Source organism: Dyadobacter sp. HNCC25DJ184 (assembly GCF_056895215.1).
Map to the genome: position 1 here is coordinate 112,502 of NZ_JBXHAQ010000014.1, position 13,718 is coordinate 126,219.

9 protein-coding genes are annotated in these 13,718 nt (G+C 44.0%); 8 read left to right on the top strand and 1 reads right to left on the bottom strand.

What is annotated here, in order from left to right:
• The first annotated feature begins 14 nt into the window (after positions 1-14).
• From AC1XUD_RS20055 to AC1XUD_RS20090, 8 genes are all read left to right on the top strand, one after another.
• Positions 15-1,496, top strand: coding sequence for a sigma-54-dependent transcriptional regulator (locus tag AC1XUD_RS20055; RefSeq protein ID WP_483362803.1), 1,482 nt, complete (start codon positions 15-17; stop codon positions 1,494-1,496).
• 312 nt (positions 1,497-1,808) lie between these two features.
• Complete coding sequence (locus tag AC1XUD_RS20060) at positions 1,809-5,060, top strand: SusC/RagA family TonB-linked outer membrane protein (RefSeq protein WP_483362804.1); 3,252 nt, start codon at positions 1,809-1,811, stop codon at positions 5,058-5,060.
• Between the two features lie 11 nt (positions 5,061-5,071).
• Positions 5,072-6,550 carry a SusD/RagB family nutrient-binding outer membrane lipoprotein gene (locus AC1XUD_RS20065; RefSeq protein ID WP_483362805.1) on the top strand — a complete coding sequence of 493 codons (1,479 nt, stop codon included), beginning with the start codon at positions 5,072-5,074 and terminating at the stop codon, positions 6,548-6,550.
• A 33-nt stretch (positions 6,551-6,583) separates the two neighbouring features.
• Positions 6,584-7,672 (top strand): alkaline phosphatase family protein, encoded by a 1,089-nt coding sequence (locus AC1XUD_RS20070; protein ID WP_483362806.1) that lies wholly within the window; start codon positions 6,584-6,586, stop codon positions 7,670-7,672.
• A 43-nt stretch (positions 7,673-7,715) separates the two neighbouring features.
• Positions 7,716-8,873 carry a TIGR03364 family FAD-dependent oxidoreductase gene (locus tag AC1XUD_RS20075; protein ID WP_483362807.1) on the top strand — a complete coding sequence of 386 codons (1,158 nt, stop codon included), beginning with the start codon at positions 7,716-7,718 and terminating at the stop codon, positions 8,871-8,873.
• An 11-nt stretch (positions 8,874-8,884) separates the two neighbouring features.
• Entirely contained in the window at positions 8,885-9,856 is a 972-nt protein-coding gene (locus AC1XUD_RS20080; RefSeq protein WP_483362808.1) for a metallophosphoesterase family protein, read from the top strand.
• 27 nt (positions 9,857-9,883) lie between these two features.
• The gene (locus tag AC1XUD_RS20085) at positions 9,884-11,221 is read left to right on the top strand and encodes a DUF5690 family protein (protein WP_483362809.1); all 1,338 of its coding nucleotides are present in this window, start codon (positions 9,884-9,886) and stop codon (positions 11,219-11,221) included.
• A 159-nt stretch (positions 11,222-11,380) separates the two neighbouring features.
• The gene (locus AC1XUD_RS20090) at positions 11,381-12,070 is read left to right on the top strand and encodes a phosphonatase-like hydrolase (RefSeq protein ID WP_483362810.1); all 690 of its coding nucleotides are present in this window, start codon (positions 11,381-11,383) and stop codon (positions 12,068-12,070) included.
• Between the two features lie 87 nt (positions 12,071-12,157).
• On the opposite strand, the gene AC1XUD_RS20095 is transcribed toward AC1XUD_RS20090, so the two are convergent.
• Complete coding sequence (locus AC1XUD_RS20095; protein WP_483362811.1) at positions 12,158-13,621, bottom strand: Gfo/Idh/MocA family protein; 1,464 nt, start codon at positions 13,619-13,621, stop codon at positions 12,158-12,160.
• Positions 13,622-13,718 lie beyond the last annotated feature (97 nt).

Sequence of the window (13,718 nt, forward strand, 5' to 3'; positions counted from 1 at the left end):
TAACAGATATAAGGATGGAGCTGAAACCCTATACGATCTTGTATGTTGACGATGAGGAAGTTAATTTAAAGTTCTTCGCTGCAACGTTTTCATGGGAGTATAATGTGCTGACGGCGATTTCAGCAGAGGAAGGTTTAGCAATTTTCAAGCAACAGGAGGTCGATCTTGTGGTGGCCGATCAGCGGATGCCAGGTATGTCGGGAGTTCAATTTTTTGAACAGATCTACGAATTAAATCCCGAACCTGCCCGCATTTTATTGACTGGATATGGCGACTTGGAAACGCTTGTTCGCGCAGTTAATCAAGGCAAAATTTTCCATTTCTTTCACAAACCCTGGGTGGAAGACGAACTACATAAGCTGTTCGAAAGGGCTCTTCAAATTCGGGTGTTACAACGGGAAAATGCGCGGCTTATCCAGCATTTGCAGTTAACCAATGAAAATCTCAGTACGGCACTTAAAGAGGTGGAGACACTGACGATGTTGCTGGAAGAAGAAAATCAGCTGCTTAGGGAAGAGGTGAACCAGTCGTTCAATTTCGATGATATCGTAAGCTCCAGTCCGGCTTTTCAAGAAGTTTTACACCGAACCCAGCGCGTGGCGGCTTCTGATGCAACGGTGCTGATAACTGGTGAGACGGGGACTGGTAAGGAACTGCTTGCAAGGGCTGTCCACCGGCTAAGTCATCGTCGGCAAAAACCATTCATAAAAATCAACTGTGCAGCTCTTCCTGTTCAATTGATTGAAAGCGAGTTGTTTGGTCACGAAAAAGGAGCGTTCACTGGGGCCGTTTCAGCTCGCCCGGGTCGCTTTGAGTTGGCCCATCAGGGAACCATTTTTTTGGATGAGATAGGCGATTTTCCACTGGAACTACAGGCTAAACTGTTGCGGGTTCTGCAGGAAGGGGAGCTTGATCGACTGGGCGCGACCCGGACGACGAAAGTGGATGTTCGGGTAATTGCCGCTACGCACGTTGACCTTGCAGCCGCAGTTCAGCAGGGAAGGTTTCGTGCCGATTTGTTCTATCGTTTGAATGTCTTCCCGCTACATACTCCTCCGCTGCGTGAGCGAAAAGAGGATATTCCCCTGTTGGTGAGGCATTTTGTCAGAAAGTATGCCGTTAAAAATGGAAAAGTGATCCGTCGAATATCGAAGAAGACATATCAGCTTCTCCAGGCGCATAATTGGCCGGGCAACATCCGTGAGCTTGAAAATGTCATAGAGCGGGGTATCATTATGAGTACCGGTGACAAGTTCAAAGTCGATAATTGGCTGCTGGAAGATCCATCCGCTTCTTCAAAAAGCCAGGACCAAAACGGAATCATCAAATCTCTCGAAGAAAATGAACGAAGCCATATCCTCCGGACGCTTCAGCAAACCAACTGGCGGGTTACGGGTGATCAGGGTGCAGCAAGGCTCTTGGAAATCAATGAGCGAACGCTTCAGTCACGCATCCGAAAATTGCAAATCCGGCGTCCTGACGGTATTGATGAATAATCATCAGTATATCTTCTTTGCTATCATGTGATCATTTTGTGATCAGTAGTTACTTCCAGTATTTTTTAATTTCTCAAAAAAAACAATTGAATTTTACAGATAATAAGGTGGATTCTTCGGTAAATTTTAATTACGCAGAATTATCTTAATGTTAACTAAAAGAATCGAATGTCAATTTTTTGACTAAATATCATCAAAAATTCATTAAATCATCAAAATTTAAAAACTTACGTCAGTTAACTTACTGATTTTGAGCACACCGGCCTCTGGGTCAGTTTTTGATTAAGGATAGTAAAAATCTAACTCTATCCTATGAAAAACAAGGTTTACTTTTTGAAGAACCCCCACTGGAAAACGGGTTTTGGGCCATCCAGTTTGCTTCTGATTGCCGGGCTTTGCTTTCCTGCAATTTCTTCATACGCCGGAATGGACGTTACAACGTCATCAGCGTATACTTCTACAGGTTCATTTTTGCCAAACGCCGTTGAGAAGGTATCCGGTAAAGTCACAGACGCTGCTACCAGTGAACCGCTTGCAGGGGTGAACGTATTGATCAAAGGAACTTCAAAAGGAGCAATTACCGATGCGAACGGTTCCTATTCGATTGATATGGGTAGCGACGCCGACGTACTGATCTTTTCATTTCTTGGGTTTGTGAGCCAGGAGGTTCAACCGGGAAAAAGAAGCGTCGTCGATATCGCTTTAAACACTGATCCAAGACAGCTGAGCGAGGTCGTTGTTACGGCGTTGGGTATCAAGAAAGAGAAAAAGGCGGTGGGTTATGCGGTTCAGGAAGTGAAAGGCGCGACAATGGTAAAAGCCCGTGAACCGAACGCAATCAGTTCACTGACGGGTAAAGTTGCGGGTCTGACGATCGCTCAAAGTCCCGATTTGTTTTCTAACCCAACTGTTACATTAAGGGGCCGCAGCGGGGTGCTCTATGTTGTTGATGGAGTGCCAATCAATACGGATTCCTGGAATCTCAGCCCTGATGATATCGAAACATATTCTGTATTAAAGGGAGCCAGTGCGGCAGCTCTATATGGGAACAGAGGCCAGAATGGCGCTATCATCATTACGACGAAAAAGGGTTCTTCAGGAAAAAAAGGATTTACTGTTGACTTCAACTCCAGCACGCAGCTCCAAACCGGTTTCAATGCCATACCTAAATACCAAACTGAATATGGTCCGGGAAGTAATTTTCAATATTCGTTTGTAGACGGTCGTGGTGGTGGTATCAACGATAATGACTATAACATCTGGGGACCCCGTTTCGAAGGCCAGCCCATTACACAATATAATAGCGAAAGAGATCCTCAAACAGGCAAACTGATTCCTCTGCCTTGGCTGGCAAGAGGTAAGGATAACCTTACAAATTTTTTGAGAAATGGGCTGTTAAGTACTAACAATATCGCTATATCCAATAAAAGTGATTTTGGCGATTTTCGTTTATCTGTCTCTCAATTATATCAACGCGGGCAGGTACCAAATACCAAACTGGGTGGTACGACTGTGAACATTGCCGGTGGAATTAATGCAGGTAAAAAGCTTCGCTTCGATGCGAGTATTAATTACAATCGTCAGTATTCTCCCAATTATCCAACGCTCGACTATGGTCCGGCCAGCCCTATATACATTTTCACAGTTTGGGGAGGTGTTGACTATGACGTGAATGATCTGCGTAATTACTGGCAGCCCGGAAAAGAAAATCTTCAGCAGTTTAACCGTGAATATACCATTTACGATAATCCGTGGATGACCGCATATGAGGCGTTGAAAACTTACTATAAGACCGATACCTACGGCTTTTTGCAAATGAATTATAAGGCTACTGATAACCTTACATTCAATTTTCGCACGAATTTGAGTGCATGGAACCGGAACCGCAGTACCAGAGCACCTATATCGTCAAACCTTTACAACTTCGGTTTTCCCAACCAGGCAGGTGGATACTCGGAGACTTATGATACATTCTTTGAAAACAATACGGAGGCTTCTGTTAAATATGAGAAACGCGTCAACAAGGATTTTGGCGTAAACGCTTCTCTTTATGGAAATTTACGTACCGTGAAAGTTAGCTCATTGTATGGAGTAACGACAAAAGGCTTGATCGTGCCGGGTGTATATGCGCTCTCGAATTCCGTACAACCAGCCACTTCGACCAACGACTATGCAAAACGGCAGGTAGGAAGTGTATATGGTTTTGTTGATCTGGATTTCAGAGATTTTTTATTCCTGAACGTCACCGGAAGGGTTGATAAATCGAGTACGATGCCGATCAAAAACAATACTTACTTTTATCCATCGGCCTCTTTAAGCGCTGTTCTTTCAGAAGTAATTTCCTTTCCGCAGAAAATTTCATTCGTAAAAGTAAGAGGTTCATATGCCAATGTGGCGAGTGACTTCGTGAATGAAAGTGACCAATACGGGATTTACAGTTTAATTCCAACCTATTCAAACTCAGGTCGGTGGAATAATTCATACACCGGTGTCAGCTATACAGGAACCCTATATAGCGACAACCTCCAGGCTGCAAGGGTTAAGACGTTTGAGCTGGGTGCAGAGATACGTTTCTTTCAAAATCGGTTAGCTATCGACGCGGCAGTTTTCAGAAATGTGGAAGGCCCCGGCATCGTAAGCGTTCCGACTTCTGTCACCTCAGGGGTATCAGGGATCCAGCAGAACGCATATACTTATATTCGCAAGGGAGCTGAACTGACAGTTGAAGGAACAGCTATAAAAACGGAAAATTTCTCCTGGAACGTGGCGGCTAACTGGTCAACCAACCACAGGTGGCTGGATAATATCAATGGCACACAGACTCGTGATGGAAATATTAAACTTGGCGACCGCGCAGACAGCTACTTTATCAAGGATTTCCAACGCGACGAGCAAGGCAAAATGATTGTAGGAACCAATGGTATGCCAGCCTATAATCCGTATAACACCAAAATCGGGTATTACGACAATAAATTCACGGCGGGAATCAACAATACATTTAAATACAAATCCATCGTATTCAGTTTCCAGGTTGATGGTCGTTTTGGAGGGAAGGTTAACAACTATATGTATACCAAGCAGTTTGGTAGCGGAACTGCGCCGGAATCTGCGAGCGAATATCGCCGGAAGGACTGGGATAACAGAGATGTGGAAGGCTATAAAGGAAGTGTGATGACAGACGGAGAGCGTATCGTAAAAGGTCAGTTGAATACCGACCAGGATGGAAACGTGATATCTGATACCCGGGAATTTGCACCAAATGATGTGCCGGTTTTGTGGCAGGGTTGGGCTACCAATTACTATCAGTCTGCCTATGTCGCGGCAAAAAACAGGACTTATGTGAAGTTGAGAGAAGTGGTGATCAGCTACAATCTACCAGCAAAACTTTTGGCTAAAACACATTTTGCGACAGCCGCAAGTATATCACTCGTAGGTAGAAACCTGTTTTATTTCACAGGAAAGTACACGAAAAACATAGACCTGGACCAGTTTACCGGTACTACAACAAGCTTCCAAACTCCGTCTGTGAAAAGTTTCGGAGCAAACCTGAATCTGACATTTTAATAGCAAGCACAATGAAAAATCTTAAATATATAATCCTTTCGCTCGCGATTTGTCTGGCCTCGTGTGAGGATATCACAGACTTGCAAAAAGATCCGGGAGCAATAACGAAACCGTCTGCTGACCTTATATTGACCGGTATCCTGCTGACATCTTATGACTCGCCGTGGAGTACTGACCAGCGCCACAATCAGTATATGACTCAAAATGAGGCTTATTATGATGGCCAGTCATATTCCTGGACTACGGGGTCTTTCGATGGGTTTTACACGCCTTTGAGAAACGTAAATCAGATGGAAATCGAAGCCGATAAGATGGGCGATCTGGGTGCTCCATACAAGACTATGGCTAAGTTTTTCAAGGCCTATTTTTTCAGCAGAGCCACTGAAATGTTTGGAGATATACCGATGAGTGAAGCTATAAAAGGTGTAAGCGATCAAAATTTCAAACCGAAATATGACAGCCAGAAAGATGTATATATTCAGGTGTTGAAATGGCTCGATGAAGCTAATGCCGAGTTGCCTGCGTTAATTGAAAAGCGTGTCACCCTTCCCAGCGATTTCATTTACAACGGAGATCTTTCCAAATGGCAAAAACTCGTCAACTCGTTCCGTTTGAGAACTTTAATCAGTCTTAGCAAAAGAGCAGACGATACACCTGAGCTCAACGTAAAACAGCAATTCTCAGCCATAGTATCTGACCCCGCAAAGTATCCGTTGATCCTTACCAATGCTGATAATTTTCAGATCGTTTATAACACTTTCAATACTTATCCACTTTGGCCAAGTAATGGTGTTGTCGTTAAAAATGACAAGCGGAACACGATTGCAGCCACCTACATGAATATCGCCAAAACCACCAGGGACCCTCGTTTGATGGTTGTAGCGTTGCCTGCAGAAGCATTGGCGAGTAATGCGGACGTATTTGCAAGATATGGCGGTGGCAAAACCGGCGACCTGCAGTCGACATTACTTGACCAATCGAGTAAAGGTCTTTTGTCGATGATTAATTTCGATTTTTGGGAAACATCAGCGGCAGGAGTGCCTGCGATTCAGCTCGGTGCCCCTGAAGTGAATTTTGCTATTGCCGAAGGTATCAATCGTGGCTGGGTTTCAGGAAATGCAGCTGATTATTATCAGAAAGGAATCGAAGAATCGATGAAGTTTTACAGTATTCCGAGCTCATCCGTAATTGATTTTCTGAAAGCGAATCCATATCCGGCTTCGGCAGCTGACGGTCTTAAAAAAATACTTGAACAAAAGTATATGGCCTTTTTCGAGAATTCTGGCAAACAGGCATTTTATGATAACCGCAGGACAGGGATTCCAACTTTCGATATTGGTCTGTCGAATGCGAATAATAACCAAATTCCCACTCGCTGGGCATATCCGACTTCTGAGTACACCACCAATGAGAGCAACCTGAAAACCGCTAATCAATCACAATTTGGCGGCGCGGATACGCAGAACGGGCAAATGTGGTTAATTAAATAAAACTTACTATTTCCTAAACCTACCAAAATAATAATGCTAAGAAGAACTGGATTCTTGATTCTTTGTTTGCTGGTGCTTACCCTCACAGGGTATGCCCAGCAAACCAAAAATATTGTACTGATTTCCATTGACGGATACCGTTGGCAGGAAATATTTCACGGCGCCGATTCGATCCTGATTTACAATAAGAAATATCGCAAACAGGATTCGACAATGCTATTTAAAAAGTATTGGGATGCCTCCCCGGTTGCGAGAAGGGAAAAACTGATGCCGTTTTTTTGGAAAGCGATCGCCGGTCAGGGGCAGCTTTATGGTAATCGAGATTATGGGAATAACGTAAATGTTAAAAATAAATACTGGTTTTCATATCCCGGGCGAAGTGAGACGCTTTGTGGTTATTATGATGAAAAAATCAATAGCAACGGTTATCCCAACAACCCTAATGAAAATGTGCTGGAATTTTTCGAAAAGCAGAAAGGGTTCAAAGGCAAGGTTGTCACATTTGCTTCATGGGATGCAGTCGGCCGGATTGTGAATCGCGACCGGAATGGTATGCTGGTTAATATTCCCGGAGAGGTTGTGAAAGGGGAGAAATTATCGGAGGCGCAGATTCTTTCCAATGAACAGCAAAATTTCATCCCTGATTACTACGGCAAGGATATCCGGTTTGATGTTCACACTTACGCATTGACGAAGTCGTATATTAATGCCAATCATCCGAAAGTAGTTCATATTGATTTTGCAGATCCTGATAATTTTGGTCATGCAGGAGAATATGATTCGTATCTGGACGCGGCACATTATCTGGATGCAATGATCGGAACGCTTTGGGAGACGATGCAAAAGGATCCTTTTTATAAGGACAAAACTACGTTCATGATTTATCCGGATCACGGCCGGGGAACCAGTAAAAGCTGGACGGGACATGGAACTTCGGCGCCAGGGTCAAACGAGACTTTTCTCGCAATTATTGGTCCGGACACGCCAAAAGGTGGAGAAATGAAAGATAAAACCCAGATATATCAGGACCAGTTTGCCCAGACTGCTGCCCAGATTATGGGATTCAAATTCACGGCAAATCATACGGTGGGAGAACCGGTTCAAACCGCGATCAAAAAGTAATTTATAAGATTGATATACATAAGGATACGTTAAATTGAGTTACATGACTAATAAATATGACTTGATTGTTGTCGGTTCTGGTGCATTGGGTACGTTTCACGCTTTCCACGCAGCAGCAGACGGATTAAAGGTATTGTTGTTAGAAAAAGATCAGCGGCCGGTCAATGCTACGGTGCGGAATTTTGGAATGGTAATCGCCTCCGGTATGGCCGGGCGGTGGTTCGATTACGGCGTGTACGGGACCGAATTGTATAAATCCATTCAGCAGAAATTCGACGTTTCTGTGCGTAACAACGGTTCCGTTTATATTGCTTCAGACGACGACGAGCAGCAATTGATACATGAGCTAAAAGCCAGATATGATACAAACGGCTATGCATCAGAGTTGCTGTCATCAAAACAGCTGTTGGCGAAATATCCGGTTTTAAAATCGTCCTATTGCCGGGAAGCGCTATACTTCCCACAGGAAGTGAGTGTCGAGCCAAATCTTTTTATTCATAAGGTTCACCAGTATATGCAGGACTCATTTCCTGCATTGACTATAAAACGGTCGACGGCAGTAATCGACTGCCAGATTTCAGGAAATGAGGTGGTGGTGACAATTGCGGGTGGTGAAAGGATATCGGCCGAGCGGGCAGTAGTCGCCTCCGGACATGAATTCAAACTGCTTTTTCCGACATTATTTAGTGAGCAGAAGCTGTCAGTAAGCAAGTTGCAAATGCTCAGAACAAAACCGAATCCGGGATTAGCACTTGCAGGAAATATAGCAACTGGACTGAGTATACGCCGATATGAAGCATTCACCGCTTGTGAAGGTTTTGCAGGAATGAAAACCCCCGAGCATTTGCAAGAGCTGGAAAGTTACGGTATCCATATCCTTTTGAAACAGGCGATCGACGGGACGATTATTATAGGCGACTCCCATGAATATGGAAAGATAGGAGAGGAGGAAAATCTGGGGTATCATTTGAATCAGCATATCAACGAGCTGATGCTGCGAGAGGCTTCCCGAATCGCAGATTTTGACATGACCAATTTAAGCGAATCGTGGGCGGGTTACTATGGCTTGCATGACGAGGAGGAAATATTTGAACATAATATTGAAGACAGAATTTTTGTTGCAGTTGGAATCGGGGGAAAGGGTATGACATGCTCGGCAGGTTATGCACAGGAGAATATCAGAAAAATTTTTAACCAATAACATTGGTCGTCATGCAGGACAGAAGAAGGTTTATCCAGAATATCGGAATAGCGGCTGGGACGATATTGCTGAACCAAACGGTTTACGCGATTCCGTCAAGCAATATTGAAAGGAAGAAACCGCTGCGCTTCGGATTCATCACGGATCTGCATCATCTGCAGTTCGGGAGAAAAGAGGAGGTGAGAATGACCGGCTTTATGGATGCGGTTATGAAAGAAAATCCTGACTTTATTGTTCAATGCGGCGATTTTTGCCGGCCGACGAAATCCGATGGTATAGAGGTCGTTATGGAGCAGTGGAATCGTTTCAAAGGTCCCAAATATCATGTTTTGGGTAATCACGATATGGATTTCTGTGATAAAGAGACGATTATGAAAATGTGGGGTATGCCTGAGCGATACTACTCATTCGACAGGGAAGGGTTTCACTTTGTCGTGCTGGACCGGAATTTTCTGAAAAAAGACGATGGGACACTGTTGGACTATAGTGCGTCGAACTGGGGCCCGCTGCCGTCTCCTAAACGAAGCTTTACAGATTTAAAGCAACTGGAATGGCTAAAACAGGATTTGGCCAAGGCGAAATATCCGGTCATCGTGTTCATGCACCAGCCAGTATTTCTCAGTGATTTTTTCCAGGAATTAGGTAATGCCGACGATATTCTGAAAATCTTCGATGAGGCGAATTTCAACGCCGAAAAGAATAAAACGGCCAATAAAGTGGCAGCCGTTTTTATGGGACACGATCACGATGACCGCTATGGCGAGCGTAATGGAGTGCACTATTTTATCATCAATAGCGCCTCATATGTGTACACCAACGGCGGAGCGCACTATTACAAAGATCCGCTATATGCATTCATCACGCTCGATCCTGCCGGTAAGCTGACCATCGATGGCCGAAGCACAACCTACATGAAAGAAACACCCGAAGAGGTACGCGCCAGATTTCCAACCCGGATCAGTAATCACAATATCAATTTGTGATTTTGTCTCTTAAATTTTAAGCTCTGAATGAAGATATTGATCAAGGGATGGCTTGTGCGTTCCCAAGCTTTTTTTATTATCTGGTGTGTAGTGGCGGCTTTCGGTACTTACTTCTGCATGTATGCCTTTCGAAAACCGTTCACTGCAGGGACATACAACAACTACGAATTGTGGGGACTTCATTATAAAACTATCCTGATTGTAGCGCAGGTCATGGGATATATGTGTTCCAAATGGCTGGGAATCAAAGTAATATCGGAGTTAAAGCCATCTTTCCGGCAAACACTTATTGTAGGGTTAATAGTTTTTGCAGAGGCATCACTTGTTTTGTTTGGACTGGTTCCTGCGCCTTATAACCTTATTTTTCTGTTCTTTAACGGTCTTCCGCTTGGGATGGTTTGGGGCGTAATTTTCAGCTATTTAGAGGGTCGCAAATTTACGGAGGCATTGGGTATGGGGTTGAGTATCAGTTTGATCGTTTCTTCCGGATTTCTTAAAACGGTTTACTTTCAGATCCAGAATATGTTTCCGGGCCTCACCGAGTTCTGGCTTCCTGCCATAATTGGTCTTTTATTTTTACCCGCATTTTTATTTTTTTCATGGATGCTGAAGGTTATTCCCGAACCCACTGCTTCGGATAAAATACTCCGTTCAGAAAGATTGCCCATGACGAGGGCGGATAAGCGACTGGTAATCAAAAACTATGGTTTAGGGATAATGGGTTTTGTCCTCATTTATATTCTGCTGGCTACCATGAGGGATTTCAGAGATAACTTTTCGGTGGAGATATGGAATGAAATTCAGCCGGGATGGAATAAGAATGTGTTCTCGCAAACAGAAGTTATAAGTGGCCTTATTGTGTTGCTGACAGTTGGCTGTCTGTCTGTCATCAGGAGTAACGCAACAGGCTTTCTTGCCATTCAGGGACTGATTGCGTTTGGCATATCAATTTGCGGGCTCAGCACAATGGCTTTTGCATATAAACTGATCGGGCCTTTTAGTTGGATGGTCATTCTGGGCACAGGTATGTTTCTTGCGTATACACCCATACAGGTAGCACTTTTTGAACGCATGATTGCCTTGTTTAAAATGAAAGCGAACGCCGGTTTTTTTGTTTATATCTGCGATGCTTTTGGCTATATGGGTAGCGTTGTGCTCTTATTTTACAAAGAGTTTTTCATGAAAGATCTGAACTGGTCCGGGTTGCTGATGCAGTTTTGTTACGTCGTGACAGTCATAGCGCTGCTTTCTCTAGGATTCTCATATCTGTTTTTTTCTAAGAAAACAGGTCAAACTAATAGGAAAGCATTACTTAATGACATACCTGTTGAAGCAGCTACCTCCACGCTAGGGGTCAGACAGTAAAATTGACAAAACATTGATGTAAAGAGTCAGAAATAAAAGAGGAAAATTTTTCTCGCTTTACCTTAATATCCTGAAATTATAGGAGGACTGAACTATATAAAACCAGTATTATGAACATAGTTTCTGAAAATATAAACCATTCAAAATAAACATATAGCAATGATTAAAATGGTCGTTTTCGACATGGCAGGGACCACGGTCGATGAAAATAATGTGGTGTATAAGACGCTGATGCTTGCTGTCAATGAAAGCGGGCAGAATGTAACATTGGAGGAAGTACTGGCTGCCGGAGCCGGAAAGGAAAAGCTGCAGGCGATCAGAAGTATCTTGAAACTGAGACAGATCGAGGACGAAAAGTTGGCCAAAGAAATTTTTGAGAGATTCCTCACGCTTCTGGACAATGCATATGGGACCCAGGAAATTTTTGAACAGCCTAATACCAAAGTGGTATTCCACGCATTGAAAGAAAATAATATAGCCGTTGTTCTAAACACAGGCTACAACCGACAAACTGCCGAAGCTTTGGTAGCAAAAATAGGTTGGAAGTTGGGAACTGACTTCGATAGTCTGGTGACCGCTTCGGACGTGTCATTGAACAGACCTAATCCGGATATGATACTTCAGGCGATGCAACAATTCGGGATATCAGACGGAAGCGAGGTAGTGAAAGTTGGCGATTCTGCGATCGATATAGAGGAGGGACAAAACGCTGGCTGTGGTTTGAGCATTGGTATTACAACCGGCGCACATACTACCGAGCAACTTCGTGGGGCAAATCCTGATTATATTATAGATGATCTCATCGAGTTGATAACGATTTTGAAAGGAGTCGAAAAGGAGTTGGTATAATTGACCTGAGTAAAACGGCCAATATTGAAATGCAAAAAAAATGGGCTGCCTTTGTGAAGACAGCCCATTTCAAATATTCTTAAATACCTAAACTCCTAAATTCCAACCCTCGCGGTAGTTGCGTCGAACATATTGGTTTACGTCATCGAAGTTGGTCACTTTCATATTCTGGGCATCCCAAAGCATTTTCATATTGCTGCCAGGGTACGTGAATCCTTTTCCATCCTCTCTTGCCTTCGGCATATCTGCCCCTCGGATCGCCAGGTTGGCTCCCAAAATAGCTTCTGTCAACGGACCTGCGAGTTCAAACGGAGAACTCAGTTCCATTTTACCGTACCCTGCGATACAACCTTCCACCCATTGTGCATAGTGGCCATCAGCGCTTCCGGGCACACGGGCAAATTTCTGTTTAACCTTCACTTCCTGCATTTTGCTTAAAGGTAACAGGCGTGGATTAGCCGCATATTCGCTGGCCATCATTTTTCCTTTTGAACCTACAAATAAAATACCGCTATTGCCATCACCAAATAATTCGTTGGCGCCCAGTTCCTCAGGACGTTCCGGTTTGATACCACCATCCATCCAGTGCATGGTTACGGGGCCTTTTGTTTTTGGCGTTTTTGGGAAAGTAAGCGTTGCGTGGCTAGATGGCGGGCAGCTGTCAGGGAAGATACCTCTTTTGCCAAACGCAGTGAAAACGCTTCCAACACTTGCTTGCATATCAGTTGCATATTTCAATCCCAACACTCGGAATGGAGCTTCCATCAAGTGGCAGCCAAGGTCACCGAGTGCGCCGGTTCCATAGTCCCACCAGCCTCTCCAGCTTCCCGGGATCAGATTGTCCACATAATCTTTTTTAGGCGCAGTACCCAACCACAAATCCCAGTCGAGCTCTTTTGGAACTGGTGGTTTTTCAGTTGGCCAGGGAATACCTTGTGGCCAGATCGGGCGATTAGTCCATATAAAAACCTCATTAACGTCTCCAATAATACCGGCATCATACCATTCGTGCAGTGTTCTTACGCCATCTCCCGAAGAACCCTGGTTTCCCATTTGGGTCACAACTTTATATTTGGCAGCCGCTTCGGTCAATTTTCTGGCTTCGTATATGTCATGCGTCATCGGTTTTTGAACGTAGACGTGCTTCCCAAGTTGCATTGCCGCCATTGCTACCACTGCGTGAGTGTGGTCTGGGGTGGAAACGGAAACCGCATCAAAGTTCTTAGATTCCTTGTCAAACATTTCCCGGAAGTCTTTGTAATATTTGGCTTTAGGGAAATTGGTAATGCTTGTTACAGCGCGACGGTCATCCACATCGCACAGGTAGGCGATATCGGCTTTCCCACTTTTTGCAAAATTGGCAAGATCCGAAGTCCCTTTACCACCAACACCGACACCCGCCACAAGCAGCTTGTCACTTGGCGCTACATAGCCTTTTCCGCCTAATACGTGTCGCGGCACAATCATAAATCCGGCAGCCGATAGGCTGGCAGCCTTCATGAAGTCTCTCCTTGAGGAGTTTGACTCATTACTTTCACTCATTTCTTTCATTTTGGATTTGGATTTAGTCGAATTATTGCAAAAGATATCTGTCTGTTATTTGATTTTTCTGACTCCTTTTAATTTAGTTAAGGAGTATGTTTTCATA

Coding starts and splice junctions, on each gene's coding strand:
- AC1XUD_RS20070 (WP_483362806.1), top strand. CDS start 6,584: ATGCTAAGAAGAACTGGATTCTTGATTCTTTGTTTGCTGGTGCTTACC.
- AC1XUD_RS20090 (WP_483362810.1), top strand. CDS start 11,381: ATGATTAAAATGGTCGTTTTCGACATGGCAGGGACCACGGTCGATGAA.
- AC1XUD_RS20095 (WP_483362811.1), bottom strand. CDS start 13,621: ATGAAAGAAATGAGTGAAAGTAATGAGTCAAACTCCTCAAGGAGAGAC.
- AC1XUD_RS20065 (WP_483362805.1), top strand. CDS start 5,072: ATGAAAAATCTTAAATATATAATCCTTTCGCTCGCGATTTGTCTGGCC.
- AC1XUD_RS20055 (WP_483362803.1), top strand. CDS start 15: ATGGAGCTGAAACCCTATACGATCTTGTATGTTGACGATGAGGAAGTT.
- AC1XUD_RS20075 (WP_483362807.1), top strand. CDS start 7,716: ATGACTAATAAATATGACTTGATTGTTGTCGGTTCTGGTGCATTGGGT.
- AC1XUD_RS20085 (WP_483362809.1), top strand. CDS start 9,884: ATGAAGATATTGATCAAGGGATGGCTTGTGCGTTCCCAAGCTTTTTTT.
- AC1XUD_RS20080 (WP_483362808.1), top strand. CDS start 8,885: ATGCAGGACAGAAGAAGGTTTATCCAGAATATCGGAATAGCGGCTGGG.
- AC1XUD_RS20060 (WP_483362804.1), top strand. CDS start 1,809: ATGAAAAACAAGGTTTACTTTTTGAAGAACCCCCACTGGAAAACGGGT.